We start from the raw sequence: 20,433 nt of genomic DNA on the forward strand, positions 1-20,433 counted from the left end.
AGTATGAAAGGAAAGCACTTGATTTAAACATCCCCACCATGCTAACGTCTAAAACATACTTAAGGAAATGCTTACGAAAACTCAGTAAATGCTTACGATGCAAGTTTTCCTAAAGGAAAACTCAGCATATGATTACGAAGAAAGTTTTCTTACGAAAACTCTTAGGAGGTGCTTCATGCACAAATGGATGATCTCTCTTGCTGCGCTGCTTAGTCTAGTTATCTTGATGACTGCTTGTGGGAGTAAACCCGCAGCTGTAGCTGGCAGAGAGCGTGTAAAAGTGGAACGTATTGTGGACGGTGACACGCTTGAGGTCACAATGAAGGGGAAGAAAGAGAAAGTTCGATTAATTGGTGTGGACACACCGGAGACGAAAAAACCTAATACGCCGGTTATGTTTTATGGGAAAGAAGCAAGTGCTTATACGAAGAAGCGATTGGAGAAGGAAACCGTTGAGCTTGAATTTGATGTAGATAAAAAGGATCAGTATGATCGCTTGCTTGTTTACGTATGGATCGGTGAAGAACTGTTTAACCGTACCCTAGTTCAAGAGGGGTATGCGCGGATCGCTACATATCCTCCGAACGTCAAGTACGTGGATGCCTTTAAGAAAGATCAAGAAACAGCCCGTAATAAAAAGAAAGGCTTATGGAAGGATTACGATAAAGCATTTGATACCAAAAAATAACCGATAACTACCAAGGCAAGTGCCGATAGCAAGCCAGCAATCGGGAGGAAACGAAAACCCCTTCTCTCCTTTTTTTCGTACCATTGGGCCCTTCTTGAGCGCTTTTCTATTTCTCTTATATGCTGCTCAAATCTTTTCTCTGATGCATGGACTGGGTCTTTCCTTGCTTCCCAAAATGACCATTACCGCTGAAACGCAAAACGGGCAGCTAGCGATATTACCGCTAGACTACCCGAATTTCAAGCTAAACGTACAGCTGTGTTACCATGTTACCATGGCAAAAGGCAATTATCGATGCCCATGAAGGCTTTTGTACAGTTAATGTGTAGATCTACTCCACACGGATTGCATTCGCCTGAGCAAGCAAGCACAGCTCTGCTGCTTTGAACGTATGCGCCTGTGTCATGGCATGCTCTGTACGATTCAGACAGTCCAAGATCAACTGACCGAAGAAAGGAAAGCCTACTTGTCCATGAAGGCTGTAGTGCTTTTCTCCTTGCTGGTTGACCAGGTATAACTGATCTCCCTGCGGATCGCGAGCGATGTCAATGTATTTACGCAGTTCGATATATCCTTCTGTTCCTAGAATAACCGTCCGACCATCTCCCCAAGTTCCCAGACCACTCGGAGTAAGCCAATCCACACGGAAATAGTTTGTCGCCCCGTTGTCCCCGATCAATGTAGCGTCACCGAAATCCTCCAGCTCCGGATAATCCTTCGCATGGTAATTCGCCACTTTGCTGCTAACAACGGTAGCATCCTTACACCCCGCGTAATGCAGAAACTGTTCGATTTGATGACTGCCAATATCACAGAGAATGCCGCCATAATTTTCCTTCTTGAAAAACCAATCCGGGCGATTCGATGCACCCAATCGGTGCGGCCCTAAACCAATGACCTGCACGACACGACCAATTGCACCCTCTTCAATAAGCTGACCCGCGAAAACAGCGCTTTCCACGTGGAGACGCTCACTGTAATATACTGCAAATTTGCGACCCGTCGCTTCAACAGTTGCCTTGGCTGCAGCCAGTTGATCTAACGTTGTGAAAGGAGCTTTATCTGTAAAATAATCTTTGCCATTCTCCATCGCTCGGACACCTAACGCTCCGCGTTCCGAAGGTACAGCAGCTGAAGCAATTAGCTTGACTTCCGCATCATCAAATATTTCTTGTTCAGATGCAGCCACTTTCACATGGGGATACTTCTCAACGAAAGCCTTTACCTTAGCAGCGTCTTGGTCATAAACCCATTTGAGCTCTGCTCCTGCTTCCTGCAAGCCATTGCACATACCATAGATATGACCGTGATCCAAGGCAATCGCTGCGAAAACGAACTCCCCTTTTTGAACGACAATGTTCGGCTTCCCTTTTGGTGCGTAATTCATTCCATCGCTTTTCTGCATGTCCCAATTCCTCCACTATCCTACCCATGTACGCAATAGCGCGGGGTGTTCATGTTATTAGACTACAAGTGTTTTAAAACCAGCCTCTTTATTGACAGTGGAATTTTTTATTTTATCTTGCAAATGCTGCTCGAACAGTTCTTCGTCAATCGGCAGGTCTACCCAATTGTCTGTCCACGTCGACAACAGCATGGCGTTGGAAAGCATCAGACCTTTGATTCCTTCTTCTCCTGGAGCAACTAATGGCGTGCCATGTAGAATGGCATCCACCCAGTTTTGCGTGATGCCTTTGTGGCCAGTTTCTTGCCCTTCAATTGGTATCTCGCACTTCCAGCACTCCGGTTGGCCAAATCCACCCGTGAAGGTTTCATTAAATTCTCGTTCGGATACACGCAAACGCCAGAAAGTTAGCTTGCCATCTTCGATCACAATTTTACCGCGATCACCGGACAACTCGAAGCGGTTCGTACCTGGTGCTTCGCCCGTCGTTGTAACGAATAAGCCCGTAGCGCCGTTCTCATACTCTACGAATGCGGTTACATCGTCCTCTACTTCGATATTGCGATGCTTTCCGAAATAACAGAACGCACGAACTCGTTTAGGCATCATATCGATCGTCCACTGCCACAAGTCAAGCTGATGCGGATCCTGGTTAATGAGTACACCGCCGCCTTCGCCTGCCCATGTAGCACGCCAGCCGCCTGAATCGTAGTAGCTTTGGGATCTGTACCAATTCGTAATAATCCAGTTCGTCCTGCGAATTTCACCAAGCTCTCCGGAAGAAACCAGATCTTTCAGCTTTTTATATAATGGATTTGTACGTTGATTGTACATCATACTGAATACTTTACCTGAAGCTTGCGCAGCTTCGTTCATTTGACGAACTTGTTTGGTGTAAACACCTGCTGGTTTCTCACACAACACATGGAGTCCGGCTTCAAATGCACGGGCAGCTACTTCTGGGTGGTCATAGTGTGGAGTCGCAATCAATACACCGTCAATTGTCCCCGAAGCAAGGAATGTATCGAGATTGTCGAATAATTGGACACCTTCACCTAGGTTTTCTTTCGCCCATTCCAATCGGTCCGCTCTGAACTCACAAATAGCGGTAAGCTGAGCACCCTTCACTTCATTGTTCACCAAATATTTGGCATGTCCGGTTCCCATATTGCCCAGACCAATAATACCAATCCTTACTTTCTCCATATGGTTATCACCTTTTTCTTGTTAGTTTCACAATTATTGAACACGTTATCAATGTAGCATATTTAGAAGACAGCATCTTGTCGCAGATTGACCACCTTATTGCGAACTTTGACAGTTACAAGATAGATAGAAATGAAAAAAAGACCAGTTTCCTGGTCTATTCTCTCATTTTTTACGAAAAAGCTGGCAGTTGGATAAGGACAGTGGTGCCAACGCCTAGCTTACTTTGATATTCTATATGTCCTTGATGTTCATCGATAATCGCGAAGCTTACCATTACGCCGAGCCCAGTCCCCTTCTCTTTCGTCGTATAAAAAGGTTCCCCTATGCGCGGCAGCCGCTCCTCCGATATACCCAGTCCCTGATCTGCGAAATAGAAAGCTACACCGCTCGCAACCTTCCTCACAGATACATTCAGGCAGCCTCCTGTTGGCATCGCCTCAATGGCATTTTTAATCATATTCACGAAAACCTGCTTCAATTGGTTTCGCTCACATTTAACCAGAGGAAGATTTGGTTCATAATCTAGTTCGATGATCACATTGCTCATGATTGCCTCTGTATTCAGCAGTTCAATAACCTCGCCAAGAATAGCTGTGGTATCATAAGGATGAAAAGCTACAGCCTGTGGCTTAGCAAGAATCAGAAGCTCTCCTAAGATCAGTTCGATACGATTAAATTCTTCTTGCATAATCTGAAAATACCGCAGTTTGCTTTCTTCGTTGGCATGACACATCAGCTTAGCAAATCCTTTGAGTGCCGTAAGCGGATTACGGATCTCATGCGCGATACCAGCTGCCAATTGTCCAGCGACATTCAATTTTTCCGTTTTGCGAAGAAGCTCTTCTGTCTGTTTCTGTATCGTGATATCCTGCACCGTTCCAAATAGACGCAGCGGTCTCCCCCACTCATCATAGGTCGTTTTGGCCATGGTATGAATCATTCGAACCTCAGTCTCATTCACAATAATTCGATATACCAAATCTAGTAGACCGCCATGCAGAGCTTCACGAATTGCCTCTTTCACTTTAACTGTATCTTCCGGATGAACCGCATTAAAAAAGGCTTCTATTGTATTCCCGAATAATTCACGGCGCATACGAAACAGCACAAACAACTCGTCTGACCAATACAAATCATTCCTGATCACATCCCAATCATAGTGACCCAATCCCGCGATTTCTTGCGCAATTTCCAAATTGGCTTTGCTTCTTTTAAGCTCAGTTTCAATTTGTTTATGTGATGTAATATCGTGAATGAGTCCCCGTAAAGCCGTACGACCGTTATCTCGGGTGACTCGCTCGATTTGAGATTTCAGATGGCGCACCTCTCCATCACTGCGAACAATCCTGTACTCGACTTCTGCGATTCCAACCTGAATAGCTGTCTCAAAAGCAAGGGCTACTTTATCGCGATCATCCGACACAATTTGCTTAATAGCTTCGTTTAATTCGATGGAATCTACGGGATCAAGACCATGGATACGGTACATTTCCTCGGACCACAAGCAATACTCATCGTTCAGATATCGTTCAAAGCTGCCAAATTGCCCCAGCCTTTGCGCTTGAACAAAACGCTCTTCGACCAGCTTACGTTCCGTAATATCGCGCCAAATGCCCAATATCTGACTTCTTCTGCCATCGTCATCTACCATCCATTTGAAATTTTTTTCAAACCACACGTACCAACCTTTTTTGTGTAGGAAACGACAGGTAATCATCCCCTGATCTGCATTAGCTGAATGGTTTTCATCATTAAAAATGTCTCTCAGAATCTCTATATCTTCTGAATGACAATACGTCAAGATACGAGTACCGACCATTTCACCAACCTCATAACCGAGCAGCGGATGAATAGCAGGGGATAGATATCGAAATTTACCATCTACTGAAGTCAGTGTGATTAAATCTTGAAAATTTTCTGTATATTTTAGATAATACTCACTTTCTAGCAATGAACTAATTTCAGCAAAATCCGGTTTACGGAGTGCAATATGCAAACACCCGCCAAATGGATATGCACTTACCTTAACCCACTGATTGGACGATTTTATGTATTCTTCAAAATGAACTTCTTCCTTATTTTTACGGGCTTTATGGAATTGATCGTAACAAGCGTACCGTATCGCAGCAGGAAATTCTGCCCAAGCGACTTTACCCAATAATTCATTAGGCCTACGATTTAAAATTTTTGCTGCATATTCGTTGATATATGTATAATGCCAACCTGCGTCTAGAATAATGACACCAATAAATGCGCTGTCTTCGACCCTATTCATTCTAAGATGTTAACCTCCCCTACCCTTTTCGCTACCATTATCTCTCATCACTTATCGGTAGTAAAGATAACAATTTTTCCTGACAAAAAAAGCAACCCTTCTCCATAGAATGGAAAACAGGTTGCTTATTATTATGCGTGGATCATGATTATCTACTGCCGACTAGTGTTTTGTCTGATGAAATTTTGCTAAGCGCTTCCCCTGCTTCATCCTCAAAGCTGCCTCGAACCGCTAAGTCACCGATGGCTACGATTCCGACAAGCTCGCCGTTCTCCACTACAGGTAAACGTCGAATTTGATCCTTAGCCATTATTTTGGCGGCTTCATCAACAGATGTATCCGGGGTTATTGTCGCGATATCCTTCGTAATTACTTTATCGACAGCAGTAGAACCAGAATGCTTTTCTGCGTATCCGCGAACAACAAGGTCACGGTCTGTTACAACACCAATGAGCTTCTTACCCTCAACAACGGCAACGAATCCGATATCGTGATTCTTCATTTTCAAAGCGATCTCGTAAACATTATCCTGCAGAGTAACGGTAACGCAATCTTTACTCATGATGTCCCTTACTGTTTTACCTGCCATGTCCCATAATCCCTCCTCGGAGTTAACTTACCTCTATAGCATTCTCCAAAGGAAGGACGGCATTCATGCCATATAATCCAAAGCCATTCCTAACAACAAATTTGCTGCATTTAGCATGGATTTCTCGTCAATATCGAACTTCGGATGATGGTGCGGATGTACGATGCCAGCTTCAACATTACCTGCACCAACGAACATAAAACAGCCTGGTCGGTGGTTCAAATAATAGGAAAAGTCCTCTCCGGCCATAATAAGTGGGGACTCGTGCACGGCTTCTGCCCCAAACAACTCGGTACCGACTTTGAAGAAGCGCTCTGCTTCTTTCCCGTCATTAACAACTGTAGGGTAACCTAATTTATAGTTTATCTTATAGGAAGCTTGATTCATCTCACAAGTGGTATGTACGATCCGTTCGAGGCGCTGCTTCACATCTTGTCTAAGTTCCGCATTGAAAGTGCGTACAGTGCCATTCAGCACACTCGTTTCGGCTATGACATTGAAGCTAGAGCCCCCGTGGAAGGATCCAACGCTAACCACACATGGTTCTATCGGATCTATTTGTCGACTCACGATCGCTTGAAGATTAACAACTAATTGAGAAGCTACATAAATGCTGTCAATGGTTTGATGAGGCAACCCCCCATGTCCACCTTTTCCTTGAATATGAATGGTGAATTCATCGGGTGCCGCCATTAAGGGACCCGCTTTGGAATAAAAATGGCCTACAGGAAATGGTGTCCATAGATGAACGCCGAACACGGCATCAACACCTTCAAGAGCTCCGTCTTGGATCATGGAATCAGCGCCACCAGGCGTAATTTCTTCAGCATGTTGGAACAGGAAAACCAGATTCCCTTTTAGTTGATCGCGATGCTGACTCGCCACCTTGGCAATACCAAGCAGTGTTGAAGTGTGTGCGTCGTGTCCACAAGCGTGCATAACGCCTTTCGTGAGCGAAGAGTACGCACAGTTCTTCTCATCTTGAATAGGCAGTGCATCCATGTCTGCTCGAAGCGCAACCGTAGGACCTTCACTGCTGCCGCGGAGCAGTCCGACAATACCATTGCCTCCTACATTTTTGCGAACTTCAATATCCCAACTTTGTAGATGATTCGCCACAAATTCAGCGGTGCGATATTCATGGAAAGATAGTTCGGGATTTTGATGTAAGTAGCGCCTCCAGGCAACCATTTCTTCATAATTCGCTTGTAAGCTTGCTTGAAAATCGTTCATAAGGAAAATCCTCCGCCCATCCTTGTTTCTTAACTTTTCACGCTTGCCGTGTCATTGAACCTATTCTACCAAATAAATGATCATGTTTCATCTGTAAAGTGCCATCAAATATTAGAAAATTGACGTTGTTATCGACTTGCAGAACCTTTGGAAACATACTATCATGAATAAAGAATGCATACGTACAATATGGAGGCGTTAAAATTGATTATTGAAGCAACTGGCCTAAAAGGCTTAAAAAGCGATTTGGCTCACCTGGATGAAGTAACGACTAAACTTGGTTTCGTGCGTTGGCAGTGGGAATACACGCGTGCTACTTATGATTTTAAAATGGAAGATAAAGCAAGTAAATCCGTGTATTTCTTACGTGTAAATGCTCGTGTAGAATCCGGTAAACTAGAATCTCCTTATGCAATTTTATTCCTAGAAGAAGCTTACATAGGTAAAGAAACGTTCCCGCATGGCTTGGATTACAATTCTCCTATCCCTGAGTCGGTTCTCAAAATTTCCAACCAAAAATTAGCTCAACTGCAGCAATTATTAGCAGACTAGGCGAGGAAACAGCATGAATCCCCCTCGAAGAGGAACGCCGGATTTTCTGCTGCTATTTTTAACCTTTGTACTTGTTTGCTTCGGTCTTGCCATGGTTTTCAGTGCAAGCTCAATGACGAGTGCTTATCGATGGGACGACCCATGGTATTTTACGAAGAAGCAATTGATAGCTGTTGGCTTAGGAAGTGTTGGCATGCTTTTCTGCATGAACCTCCATTACACCAAGCTGAAAAAGTTGGTTATTCCCGCTTTCTTTGTTATCGTTATGCTGCTCGTTCTCGTTATTTTCACATCAAAATCAAATGGTGCAGCCAGCTGGTTTAATGTAGGTAAATTTGGCATTCAGCCAACAGAATTCGCCAAACTCATCGTAATTCTTTACTTGGCTTCTCTCATTAGTAATAAAGAAGAGAAGTTCCGTAATTTTAAGAAGGGGCTGCTCCCTGCCTTGGTGATCGTCGGATTTGTCAGCATGCTCATCATGCTCCAGCCTGATTTGGGCTCCTGTATGATCCTGCTGGTTTGCTCTGCCATTGTCATCATTGTGGGTGGCTCCAACCTAAAGCATATTTTCCTTTTGGGGACAGGCCTTGCGGCGATCGGGACCATGGTTGTTACCCTTTACTTACTAAAAAATAACACAGCAGATACGTCAACCAGTTACCGTTTGAACCGTCTAACCTCATTTCTCGATCCATGGGCCGATACTTCGGATACTGGGTATCAGGTCGTCCAATCCTTATTCGCATTCGGACACGGCGGACTGACTGGTGCAGGATTCGGTCAAGGCATTCAGAAGCTGCATTATTTACCTGAAGCTCATAACGACTTCATTTTTGCAATCATTGGGGAAGAGTTTGGTTTTATTGGGAGTTCCATATTCATCCTTATCTTCCTGCTCTTTATATGGCGTGGCATCCTTGTCGCTGTTCGCAGTCCCGATTTGTTCGGTATGGTAGCAGGAGTTGGCATTATGAGCATTTTCGCCTTCCAAGCCGTCATTAATATCGGTGGCGTTACTGGATCCATTCCACTTACCGGTGTAACCTTGCCCTTTATTTCAGCAGGAGGTTCCTCCATGATGGTCTCTCTCATCAGTATGGGGATTCTGCTCAGTATTTCCCGGGAACAATCACACAAAGAAGAAGCAAAACCCAAAAAAAGACCCAATCGATTTCAGTGATATCGATTGAGTCTTTTTTCTATTTTACACGATGTGGATCGTCTGCTGTCTCTTCTTCCTTGAACGCGACGCCTTCCACCTTGACATTGACTTCCACCACGGTTAGCCCGGTCATATTTTCAACAGCTTCTCTCACGTTTTCTTGGAGATCCCTGCATACATCCTGAATACGGGAACCGTAATTGACGATAACACGTAGATCGATGGCTGCTTCCACTTGCCCGACCTCTACAGAAACCCCACGCTGAACATTCTTACCACTGAGTCGCTTAGCTAAGCCTTCCGAGATACCGCCTGACATGCCTGCTATGCCTGCTGTCTCCAGAGCTGCAAGTCCTGCAATTGTCGATACTACATCATCAGAAATACGAATTAAGCCGGTTTGATTGTCTTCGGACATACAGATCAACTCCTCATATTGGGATCATTGAGTGGAGCTCAAAGTCTCTTCACTCTGGTATAAATCTATTGTAATAAGTTCACTAGATGAAAGCAAGAACAGCGACAACGGACAAATCGAATTTACATTGGGTTCCAAAGTGGGTATATTAAAAGAAGTCAAAAAGTACCAATAAAAGAATGAGTCGGAGGGTTTACTTTGAAGGGAAAATTGTTTTACATCGGGTTAATTATTTCTTTCGTTACAACGGGTATCGCTCATTACATGCATCTAAATTCAACACTTCAATTCGTAATTGCTTGTATAGCTATCATTTTTGTAGCTGGATTTCTAGGTAAAGCGACAGAAAGTGTTGCCCACTATGCAGGTGAGCGTGTGGGAGGGTTCCTCAATGCAACGTTCGGTAACGCAGCCGAGTTAATTATTGCGTTCTTCTTAGTTCGAGACGGATTGTTCGATGTCGTCAAGGCAAGTCTCACTGGAGCCATCATCGGCAATCTGCTGCTTGTTCTGGGACTGAGTATATTTGCAGGTGGATTAAAGTTCAAAGAACAGTCATTTAACGTAAAACTTGCATCACACAATTCTTCCTTAATGATTCTTGGGGTTGTTGCGTTATTCATTCCAGCCATCTTCGCAGGCGGATTGACAACCAAAGAAACGTCAACAATGAGCATGATCGTCGCCATATTACTGATCGTCGCCTACTTGCTCTGGCTTCTATTCTCCATGGTTACACACAAAAGTGTACTTTCTGATGAAGCCATTGAACATGGTGAGGCAGCTTGGTCCAAAGGAACTTCCATTCTTTTTCTAATCCTAGCCACCGTCATGGTAGCTTTCACTAGTGAGTGGTTAGTTGGTACATTAGAAGAAGTTACCCATAGATTTGGATTATCCGAGCTGTTTGTAGGTGCATTCCTTATTGCCATTATTGGAAATGCCGCGGAGCATAGCGCCGCCGTGATGATGGCCATGAAAAATAAAATGGGCGCAGCCGTTGAAATAGCAATCGGCAGTTCGTTGCAGATCGCTTTATTCGTAGCTCCAGTGCTTGTACTTGTCAGTTTCTTCGTAAGTGGAACACCCATGAACATTGTCTTCACCACCTATGAACTTGCTGCAATCGGAGTCGCGGTCTTTATTACGAAGTCAATAACCCAAGATGGCTCGACCAACTGGTATGAAGGTCTCCTGCTGCTTGTGGTCTACATCATTCTAGGCGTCGTATTCTTCCTAGTCTAAATACGCAAACAAAGACAAAAAAAGTAACCCATTGAGAAGGGTTACTTTTTGTTATTCAACGCTTCATATAGCTGCGCAAGGTTACGTTCAAGCTTGCTGAGAATTTGTTTACCAGGTATTTCGGAAATAAGTCCCGCTCGAATGGCAAAATCAATTTCTCTAGAAAGTCCGTACATTTGCGTATCTAAAACTTCTTCATACAGTGGACATTGACGCGTAGTCAAATTCTCCATTTGTACTTCGATTAGTTTTTCGATTTTATCTGCATCTTCTTGGAGAAGATTAAGCGCTTTTTGATTCATGTCCAGCAATAGATCAGATGAAGACATTCCCAACTTCCCCCTATACGCATAGTCATCCGTCCTTATATGATCTATATTAAGCGAAATTGGATCAATATACAAGAGAAGGTACCCTCAGAGATTCTGAGAGTACCTTCTTTAAGCATGAACTCTATTCTTGAACAACGTTTACGCCCAAATTGTGCTTAGCGAATACTTCAGCCATAGCGATTTTCGCTTCTTCTGCATCCGGCCCATGAACATGGAGATCATAGTTGCTGGAGCTAAGCAATGTAGTAAACAAACCTAAGATACTTTTTACATCGATATACTTATTATCATATTGGAGAACGATTGACGATCTGAATTTATTAGCTGTTTGTGAAATTTCAACAATTGCGGCATTATTAGCACTTGGCATATTTCATTCCTCCATTTATTCGCATCTGAATTGGTCGCCTTGCTCCCTATATGATAACTTGGAAAGGTTACTTAACGCAACAAAAAATTTCCTTCATTCTCCAAGTAAAGCGCTTTACTTCGTCTTTGCTGCAATTGCTTTCTTCACGCCGTTCCCTACTAGAATCAAAAGAACGAAAATACCTAGCAACAAAAGTAGTCTTCCCTTATATTTCTGGAAATGAAATAAATCATGTGCAATCATTGATTCTAGAAATACGATCGGCAGTTTCCCCAGCAAGGTCCCCCATAGAAAATGAGTAAACCGCATTCGAGTTAGCCCTGCACCAAAATTAATCGCCGAGGAAGGTAAAATCGGAATCAATCTGCCTAGAAGGACATATAGGAATCCGCGCTTCTCCATCCGCTTACTAAACTGCGTCACTAATGGAAATCGCTCGAGCTTTTTCTCTACCCATGCATGTCCATAATAGCGAGCAAAATAAAAAGAAGCAACTGCTCCTAAACAAGACATTATGTAATTAACAAGAAACCCTATTTTAATACCGAAAATAGCAACATTCGTACCTGCTACAACAACAAAGGGAATAAACGGAAAGAACGTTTGAAAAAAAATTAAAGCCATTCCGATGATTTTACCAGGCCAACCAATGTCCCTTAAATGTTCAGATAGCTGTCGCATATTGCTGTGAGTAAGTTTAATGCCTGTAGGGTTATAAAATAAAAAGGCAATCAATGCAACGAGCAAAATACAAATAAAAAAAACTAGCAAAATGTGTTTTCTGTTTCTGTTTAACACCGACAAATTTCGACCATCCTTCCCTTAGACCAAACCATTGTAACATGTTACAGAAGGTTCAGGAAGAGAAAAGTGAGGAGTTATCTGGTAATACAACGGTGAAGTACCTTATCCTATTTCTATCCTTCATATAGTTTACCCTACCTATTCAAATTTATTAGATTAGACAACCTTTTTTCGACATTATTTGCAAGTTGAGCAACCAAGTTTATGATATGAAAGTGTTAAAGCGAAGAAAAGCACCTGTCCTTAGACAAGTGCTTTTTTGCTAACCGATTCGAATTTGGTTACGACCATTATTTTTGGCTTGATAGAGAGCCATATCTGCACGATAGAACAGCGATTCTACACTAATCTTATCTTCTTCCCAATTCCAATCCGAAACGCCACAGGAAACGGTTACTTGCGGATTAGTCTCCTCAAGAACACGAACACGAATACGTTCTGCGATTCGAATCGTTTGAGACTTTGCAACTTGGGGTAAATAGACCGCAAGCTCTTCCCCGCCCCATCTAGCTGCAATATCACTATCCCTAATACTAGTTTTAATAATTTGACTTACTTGGATCAAGATTTTATCGCCCACCTGATGACCGTAGGTATCATTAACCCGTTTGAAATTGTCTATATCAACGACAATAAGTGAACCGCAGAAGTCCTTCTTTTGCATCGAATTAGCCTGTTCGTCTAAATAATGACGTACATAAAGTCCTGTCAAATTATCTGTAATAACCATTCGTTTCACTTCAGCATGCAAGGAAGCATTCGTCATGGCAAGACCAATATGCCCCGAAAGAACCTGCAGCAATTTGTAGTTATCATAGGAAAAGAAGTTTGGCTTGCTGTGTACAACTAAAATAACGCCCTCAACTTGTCCATTCACGAGAATTGGTGAACCAATAAGCGATCTGGAGTTGGTTAACTGCATCAGCTTTGACGCAACCTTATTATTGCTCCAATAGTCTGAAATAATAATCGGTTCTTTGGAGGTATAGACGACACCAGAAAAGCCTTGATCTACGGTAAAGGTCTCATGAAACATCGCTGGCAAATTAGTCGCTTGTACGATTAAATTCTCACTATTTTTATCCGCTTGCAGAATACAACTATAATCCGCGCCGAAAATACTTAAAATCTCGCTCGATGCTGAATTAAAGATTTCGTTTAAACGCAAGCTCTGATTTAATTGCTTGGTGATTTCATTAATAAGCCGAAGCTCGTTAATCATTAAATTGGACTGTTCATATAATTTAGCGTTTTCAAAAGCAGACCCAGCTGTATCGGCAAGCAATGATATGAATTGCAAATCCGAAGCGTGAATCAAATTACTGTTAGACGTCATATATAACACGCCATATACACCCTGTTTGCCTGATAACGGAGCAGCGATATGACCTGTACTTGGGCCACTATCCTCGGATGAAGGTTCAAATATCACATGCCCTTCCATAAAAGCACGTGTTCGAATGTCATCCTCCGTACTATGGAAATTCAAAGGCTTCACAGATAGATTCGTAGAGTCATTATCTTGTGAAAGCAATAAATCTACTTGTATATTGGGATAAACGCTATGCATGCACTCAATGACTTCGGTCAATACCGAATCGACATCGATTTTGGCATGTAGCTTCTTAGAAGCCTCAAATAAAATATCATGCTTCTTAAACTCAAGTTCCCTATTTAGATGCTGCATAAACAACTGGTCGTACTTACGACGATCCTCTACGCTCTGCACACTACCTTGGAAAGATAGGGAAAGTATATAGAACAATTGTGCAAGTTCGTCTGCTTCTTCAAGTGTATGGGAAAATAGTCCCAAATATAAAATTGGAGCCCCTTGTGGATCTAGGACTGGAATCGAAGCAGCAAAAACGGTCTTCAGTTCTTTTGCGCTCATTTCTTCGCTAGTCATTATATGCATTTTTGGATTTTCAGCACATCGTGCCAACGGATTGTCATTGCGTTCTGCATAGCTCCATGATGCTCCTACCTGCAGCAATGCATCAGTAAGAAGTGTATCATGGGAGCAAGCCTTAACCACTTTCAGATCCGTATCCACACATAGCAGTGCGGTTTGAGGCGGTAGCATCGCTTGCCCGAATTGGTGAATCCACTCATCGAAAGCATCTAGCACTACATGATGACAATTGAATTCCCAATAGGAAAAGTTGCTAGAAAGAACAAGTCCTTGCCGAAGAAACTCTTCGAAGTGTTCTGCACGACTATGTTGTTTCATACTACGAAGTGGTTCACTCATAGGCTCTCCTTCACCAACAAACTGTAGTCCTATTGATCCAGGCTAAATCTTACCTCATTTATCATACTATTTTTCTGTGCTTATTGCACGAAATTTTAGAATCACTTTAAAGGATTGAGACTTGACACATGCCCCTGTTTTTAATAAAATTAGAAGTCGAGTAACAACATGATTTCGGTGAATGCCATTTGTGATCACCCTCACTGCTTTTGCTCCTGCCAAGACAGCGGCTGAACTACTCTTGTCAGGGAATCACAATATGATTCGTAAGCAAAACCAGGCACTTGTCTTCACCCTGACATCTAGATGCTATCTACTAAACTAATTGTTGAAAAGAAGGAGTTTTTCCTAAATGTCACGTTATACAGGACCTAAATTTAAATTAAGCCGTCGTGTTGGTATTTCTTTGAGTGGTAACGGTAAAGACTTGAAACGCCCATTCCCTCCAGGTCAACATGGCCCAGGACAACGTAAAAAAATGAGCGGCTATGGCGTTCAATTAAATGAAAAACAAAAACTTCGTCACATGTACGGTTTGAACGAGAAGCAATTCCGCAACTTGTTCGATAAAGCTTCCAAACTAAAAGGTATTTCCGGTGAGAACTTCATGATCTTGCTTGAAAGCCGTTTGGACAACTTGGTTTACCGTCTTGGTCTTTCCAACTCCCGCGCAGGCGCGCGTCAACTAGTTGCTCACGGTCACGTAACTGTGAACGGCAAAAAAGTAGATATCGCTTCTTACATCGTATCTACAGGTGACGTTATCGCTCTTCGTGAAAGAAGCAAAGGTCTTTCCGCAGTGAAAGAAGCTCTTGCTAACCGTAACTACCTGCCAACTTACCTTGAGTTCAACGACGCAAGCGTAGAAGGCAAGTACATTCGTTTGCCAGAACGTTCTGAGCTTCCACAAGAAATTGACGAGAAACAAATCGTCGAGTTCTACAGCCGTTAATAAAAGCAAGCCCCTCAGGGATTTCCCTAAGGGGCTTTTTTTCTTTAAGCAAACTGTACAAGGTAATAATTCTTTTTACCGCGGCGAATAATGATGTAAGACTCTCCGAGTCTACCCAAATCTCTAGTAACTGCTTCGAATTGCGTCACTTTAACGCCATTGACCGTGACAGCACCACTCTCAATATCTTGACGTGCTTGGCGTTTGGACGGAGCCGCTCCTACGGAAATCAGTAAATCAACCAACGCAATATCATCTTGATCTATGGTTGCAGATGGAACATCCTTGAACGCTTCTTCAATCTCCGTACGTGAAAGCTCCTGAATATTACCACTGAATAAAGCTGTTGTAATGTTAAGAGCACTTTCTAACGCTTCTCCACCGTGTACAAGCTTCGTAACTTCGCGGGCAAGTAATTTCTGAGCCTCCCTCTTCTCAGGCAGAGCTTGCACTTCTTCCTCGAGACGTTCGATTTCCTCATGCGAAACAAAAGTAAAATATTTCAGGAAACGGATGACGTCATTGTCGGCTGTACCCAACCAGAACTGGTAAAACTGATAAGGAGACGTTTTGCTAGCATCCAACCAAATAGCTCCGCCTTCTGTCTTCCCGAACTTTTGACCATCACTTTTTGTCACAAGCGGCAAGGTTACCCCGTAGGCACGTTTATCTGTGGACTTACCGATAAGCTCAAGACCAGCCGTAATATTACCCCATTGGTCACTTCCGCCAATTTGCACAGAGCAATTTTTCGTTTCATTGAGCTTCAGGAAATCGTATGATTGCAGAATCATATAGCTGAACTCCGTGAAGGAAATCCCTTTGGAGATCCGTGAATCAACAGAATCTTTTGCCAACATGTAATTAACGGTAAAGTTTTTGCCTACATCACGAAGGAATTCGATGACATTCAGCGATCCTAACCAATCGTAATTGTTGACAAGTTCTGCACTATTTTCAATTTCAGTGGAGAAGTCGAGAAACCGAGATAACTGATTTTTGATGCTTTGTGACCAAGCCTCGACAACTTCAGGCCCATTGAGTGTTCGCTCATTGGCTTTTCCGCTAGGATCACCAATCAGCCCTGTTCCCCCGCCAACGAGCGCCAAAGGAACGTGACCAGCGAGCTGAAAGCGTCTCAGAGTAAGAATAGGCAGCAAGCTACCGATGTGTAAGCTGTCCGCGGTCGGGTCAAAGCCGCAATAAAGCGTAACACGCTCCTCGCTAAGCTTTTTGTCCAAGCCCTCCCGATCCGTAATTTGATGAAGCAGTCCGCGAAACTCCAAATCCTTCAAAATATCCATGTTCATCCATCTCCTTTTTCTTTAAACATACAAAAAAAGCCTTCTTATCCACAAAGGGACGAGAAGACTTGACTCGCGGTACCACCCTAATTAAAACAGTAGTTACGTACATCTATAACAGGTGTTATGTGCACGGCTAGCTATTTTCACTCAAGAACCTTTAACGGGGTTTAATCGGCAAATACTACTTGTGCAGCTCATGAAAGCTGCAGGTTCCCATTCACTGCTCAAGACCGTAATTCACTAACCTGCAGGTACCGGTTCGCACCATCCACCGGCTCTCTGAAAGCATCCACAAGCTACCTACTGCTGATCTTTCAACGCATTTGATAAAAATTTATCACATGTTTCTGGGTGTTGTCAAACCATGTCGGCATCGTTTCTTCGCTTCATCATTACCGCAAAAGGTGCAGTTATGGTATACTATTAGGGTTCATGTAAGGAGGATATTGGAACTTATGCGCAATTTTTTCGCGAAATGGAATCGCCCTTGGGTGAGAACTACATTCAAAGTAACTTGGATTACCTTAAAATGGACCATCATTAGTGCCTTTTTGGCGGGAATTGTCGGTGGATCTGCCGCATTCGGGTATGTCAGTGCCCTAGTCAAAAAAGATCCTGTACGCACCGAAGAGGCCATACGTCAGCAGATGCAGGAAAATGCTGTCACAGGCTTCGCTTACTTCAATGATGATGCCGTCATTGGTCAATTGCGAACTGAGGAAGACCGTCGTCTCGCTCAGCTTGATGACATTCCGCAACTTCTGTTAGATGCAGTCCTCGCCATTGAAGACAAAGACTTCTACAACCATCGCGGTATCGATATCCGCGGGCTTTATCGGGCAGTAACTCAGAAACTGCTGAACGAGGAAGTTCAAACAGGTGGAAGCACAATTACGCAACAGCTTGCCAGACGGGTATTTCTTACACTAGACCGTGATGATGGCCGTAAAGCAAGAGAGCTGCTGTTAGCGCTCCGGATGGAACGCCTAATGTCCAAGGATGAAATTTTGCTCGCTTATTTGAACAAAATTCCTTATGGCAATGGCGCGACAGGCTATAATCTATATGGGATTAAAGCAGCTGCCAAAGGTCTCTTCAACATCGACGATCTGGATAAGTTAAACGTTGCTCAAGCCGCTTACTTAGCCGGTCTACCGCAATCCCCATCGCAGTACTCTGCATTCACGAGCAAGCCTGACTTTGATGAAGATGGTTTCAAAAAGGCGGTTACGCGTGAACAATTAGTACTCAAACGGATGCTGGAAGAAAAGAAAATTACGAATGAACAGTACCAAGAAGCACTTAAGTTTGATCTCAAAGCTTCCATGCCCCCTGCGGCTCAGAAGGCTTACACGACTTATCCTTACCTAATGATTGAAACGGAAAAAGAAGCTGCCGAAATTTTGTTGAAGATCCAGAAGCCTGAGCTTGATCCTAAGAAAAACCAGGCCGCTTATAATGAAGCGTTAAAAGGCATACATACTCAACTCTTACGTGGTGGCTATCAAATCTATACAACTATAGATAAGACCATTTATGATTCCATGCATGAAATATCAAGTAACGATAAAAACTTCGCCCCTACGGATGATAAAAAAGGCATGGAACAAGTTGGGGCCATCATGATCGATTCTAAATCCGGAGCTATCAAAGGGATGATTGAGGGCCGCAATTTCTTCGAAGAGCAGCTCAATCATGCCACACAAGCATTCAGACAGCCTGGATCAACTATGAAGCCCATTGCCGCCTATATACCAGCCTTAGAGAAAGGGGCCATTCAACCCGCTAGTATCGTGGATGATATCCCTATTATTCTAAAAGACGGTGTCAAAGGCTTTCATCTTCCAGAAAACTGGGATCACAAGTTTCACGGGTTAATGACAGCAAGAAGAGCTTTAAACCAGTCTTACAATATCCCTGCCATTGATATATTTCTGAATAAAGTTGGTATTAATGATTCTTGGGATTTTGCAAAAAAACTCGGTATCACGTCGATTCAAAAAGAAGATTATTATGCCCAGACCGGCGTAATCGGCGGACTAAGCCGAGGAACTTCGGTGAGGGAACTGACCGGCGCTTATGCATCTATTCCGAATAAAGGCTCATTCAATGAGACGTTTATGATTCGCGAAATCAAAGATTCAAATGGCAAAACGATTTATACACATGATATAAAGGCAACCCCTGTCTATTCCCCACAAAGTGCGTATCTGATTACAGATATGATGAAAACGGTGGTTAGCCAAGGGACAGCAACTGATTTGATGAAAAAGTATAAATCATATGGCAAAATTGAGATTTCTGGCAAAACTGGCTCAACGCAAGATGATGCCGATGCTTGGTTTATGGGCTTTACCCCTGATATTACCGTTGGTGTGTGGATTGGTTATGACCAACCGATTAATAAATTGTCTTCCAAAACATTGCAGACGAATCACGCCAAGGATATATGGGCTCTCATTATGAACCGAACAATCGAGCAGAAACCAGATCTCTTTCCTACCAAAACATTCGCCAAACCGGATGGTATTGTCTCGGCAACCGTATCCAGTTTATCCGGTAAGCTGCCAAGCGAATTAACGTCGAAGTCCGAATTTCTAGTTACTGATATATTCAACAAGAAATATGTACCTACTGAAGTCGACAATGTGATGGTACGGATGAAAATCAGTTCATTTGGCGGACTGAATTACATGGCGCAAGACAATACGCCAGCAGATTTCGTACAAGAGAAAACGGTCATTAAAAGACAAAAATCGATCAGTCAATTGCTCAAAGAAATCGAAGTAGCCATGAGTAAACTTCCTGAAAAGAGCCGTAAGCCGATCGATAATTATAAGCCAACAGATTATGACGATGACGCACCATCCGAAGTTGACCCTCGGGTTGATGACGGTAAAGAGCCCGCTGCACCAACGAACGTTGTAACAACCAAGTCCGGTGACACGGCAACCATTGCCTTCCAGGCTAGTCCGAATCCTGATATCGTCGGCTATCGCATATATCGCTCTGATAACCGCGGCAAGTTCCAGCTCATGGGCGGCAAAGTTGTCTTGGCAGGCGCTGAGACGAAATTTATTGATCAAATCCCCGGATCTAGCTTAATCGGTTATTATGTGACAGCAGTCGATGTAGCGGGGAAAGAATCGGTACCTAGCCGCTCCTCTTTTACAGATGGAAGCTCGCTAGATTCATTGTTCGTACCTTCTGTCGAAGGAAATCAAATTCCAGGAGCTACTAACCCTCCATCAGGCTCTAATGGTGAAATCGGTGAACCCATTGGAACCGACAACGGTAACAATGGAAGCACAAAGGACCTACCTGCCGCACCAACCGGCATTAAAGCCAAAGCTGATGGAGCAGGTGTAATGTTAACCTGGAAAGCCAATGCGTCCAAGGATAAAGTAAAGAAGTATATTGTTTATTTTAGTGACAAAGAAAAAGGAACGTTTAAGAAGCTTGGTTCTGTTGATGATGCGACCGAATTTCATTATTACGCAGCAGCTTACAATGGTTATTACAAAGTAACTGCTGTCAACGATGCGGGCGAGTCAAAGCCTTCCGCTTCTATCGCCTACAACAACTAATCATTAAGTAGAAAGACCCGGGTACCCGGGTCTTTTTTTATTTCAAAAGCT

The 20,433-nt window shown here is 43.2% G+C and carries 17 protein-coding genes and 1 other annotated feature; of the genes, 6 read left to right on the forward strand and 11 right to left on the reverse strand.

The genetic code is table 11. From position 1 onward, the window contains the following. Positions 1–175: 175 nt before the first annotated feature. On the forward strand, positions 176–688 hold the full coding sequence (locus tag GC102_RS04235; protein WP_171688329.1) for a thermonuclease family protein: 513 nt from the start codon (positions 176–178) through the stop codon (positions 686–688). 331 nt (positions 689–1,019) lie between these two features. Here GC102_RS04235 and GC102_RS04240 read toward each other — a convergent pair whose 3' ends face one another. The 5 genes from GC102_RS04240 to GC102_RS04260 all read right to left on the reverse strand — a co-directional run bounded on the left by GC102_RS04240 (position 1,020) and on the right by GC102_RS04260 (position 7,399). Next, complete coding sequence (locus GC102_RS04240) at positions 1,020–2,093, reverse strand: Gfo/Idh/MocA family protein (protein WP_047672606.1); 1,074 nt, start codon at positions 2,091–2,093, stop codon at positions 1,020–1,022. A gap of 57 nt (positions 2,094–2,150) precedes the next feature. Beyond that, a complete protein-coding gene (locus GC102_RS04245) occupies positions 2,151–3,299 on the reverse strand; it encodes a Gfo/Idh/MocA family protein (protein ID WP_171688330.1) in 1,149 nt (382 codons plus the stop codon). A 172-nt stretch (positions 3,300–3,471) separates the two neighbouring features. Further along, positions 3,472–5,577: a PAS domain-containing sensor histidine kinase gene (locus tag GC102_RS04250; RefSeq protein WP_171688331.1), complete on the reverse strand. Its 2,106-nt coding sequence runs from the start codon at positions 5,575–5,577 to the stop codon at positions 3,472–3,474. A 148-nt stretch (positions 5,578–5,725) separates the two neighbouring features. Continuing rightward, positions 5,726–6,166: a CBS domain-containing protein gene (locus GC102_RS04255; RefSeq protein WP_171688332.1), complete on the reverse strand. Its 441-nt coding sequence runs from the start codon at positions 6,164–6,166 to the stop codon at positions 5,726–5,728. A gap of 63 nt (positions 6,167–6,229) precedes the next feature. After that, entirely contained in the window at positions 6,230–7,399 is a 1,170-nt protein-coding gene (locus GC102_RS04260; RefSeq protein ID WP_171688333.1) for a M20 family metallopeptidase, read from the reverse strand. 204 nt (positions 7,400–7,603) lie between these two features. Between GC102_RS04260 and GC102_RS04265 the strand changes: the two genes are divergently transcribed. Further along, entirely contained in the window at positions 7,604–7,951 is a 348-nt protein-coding gene (locus GC102_RS04265) for a YugN family protein (RefSeq protein WP_171648669.1), read from the forward strand. 13 nt (positions 7,952–7,964) lie between these two features. Then, complete coding sequence (gene ftsW / locus GC102_RS04270; RefSeq protein ID WP_171688334.1) at positions 7,965–9,134, forward strand: putative lipid II flippase FtsW; 1,170 nt, start codon at positions 7,965–7,967, stop codon at positions 9,132–9,134. A gap of 19 nt (positions 9,135–9,153) precedes the next feature. On the opposite strand, the gene GC102_RS04275 is transcribed toward ftsW, so the two are convergent. Then, positions 9,154–9,534, reverse strand: coding sequence for an Asp23/Gls24 family envelope stress response protein (locus GC102_RS04275; RefSeq protein ID WP_029195598.1), 381 nt, complete (start codon positions 9,532–9,534; stop codon positions 9,154–9,156). A 198-nt stretch (positions 9,535–9,732) separates the two neighbouring features. Between GC102_RS04275 and cax the strand changes: the two genes are divergently transcribed. Next, positions 9,733–10,779 carry a calcium/proton exchanger gene (gene cax / locus GC102_RS04280; protein ID WP_171688335.1) on the forward strand — a complete coding sequence of 349 codons (1,047 nt, stop codon included), beginning with the start codon at positions 9,733–9,735 and terminating at the stop codon, positions 10,777–10,779. Between the two features lie 41 nt (positions 10,780–10,820). Here cax and GC102_RS04285 read toward each other — a convergent pair whose 3' ends face one another. The 4 genes from GC102_RS04285 to GC102_RS04300 form a co-directional block, all read right to left on the reverse strand. Then, a complete protein-coding gene (locus tag GC102_RS04285) occupies positions 10,821–11,108 on the reverse strand; it encodes an Fpa/YlaN family protein (RefSeq protein WP_029195596.1) in 288 nt (95 codons plus the stop codon). Positions 11,109–11,232: 124 nt separating this feature from the next. Further along, complete coding sequence (locus GC102_RS04290) at positions 11,233–11,481, reverse strand: HPr family phosphocarrier protein (RefSeq protein WP_171648663.1); 249 nt, start codon at positions 11,479–11,481, stop codon at positions 11,233–11,235. Between the two features lie 114 nt (positions 11,482–11,595). Beyond that, positions 11,596–12,279 carry a TVP38/TMEM64 family protein gene (locus tag GC102_RS04295; protein WP_312883176.1) on the reverse strand — a complete coding sequence of 228 codons (684 nt, stop codon included), beginning with the start codon at positions 12,277–12,279 and terminating at the stop codon, positions 11,596–11,598. 268 nt (positions 12,280–12,547) lie between these two features. Further along, positions 12,548–14,536 (reverse strand): sensor domain-containing diguanylate cyclase, encoded by a 1,989-nt coding sequence (locus GC102_RS04300; protein ID WP_246320720.1) that lies wholly within the window; start codon positions 14,534–14,536, stop codon positions 12,548–12,550. Between the two features lie 352 nt (positions 14,537–14,888). Here GC102_RS04300 and rpsD point away from each other — a divergent pair, with 352 nt between their 5' ends. After that, positions 14,889–15,488 (forward strand): 30S ribosomal protein S4, encoded by a 600-nt coding sequence (rpsD, locus tag GC102_RS04305; RefSeq protein ID WP_057302933.1) that lies wholly within the window; start codon positions 14,889–14,891, stop codon positions 15,486–15,488. Between the two features lie 44 nt (positions 15,489–15,532). Here rpsD and tyrS read toward each other — a convergent pair whose 3' ends face one another. Beyond that, entirely contained in the window at positions 15,533–16,792 is a 1,260-nt protein-coding gene (gene tyrS / locus GC102_RS04310; protein WP_171688337.1) for a tyrosine--tRNA ligase, read from the reverse strand. A gap of 51 nt (positions 16,793–16,843) precedes the next feature. Next, positions 16,844–17,122: a binding site (T-box leader), on the reverse strand. A gap of 128 nt (positions 17,123–17,250) precedes the next feature. On the opposite strand from tyrS, the gene GC102_RS04315 reads away from it, so the two are divergent. Next, positions 17,251–20,382, forward strand: a complete 3,132-nt coding sequence (locus GC102_RS04315; protein WP_171688338.1) for a transglycosylase domain-containing protein — start codon at positions 17,251–17,253, stop codon at positions 20,380–20,382. Positions 20,383–20,433 lie beyond the last annotated feature (51 nt).

This window comes from Paenibacillus germinis (assembly GCF_013141785.1).
Classification (GTDB): Bacteria; Bacillota; Bacilli; order Paenibacillales; family NBRC-103111; genus Paenibacillus_E; species Paenibacillus_E phytorum.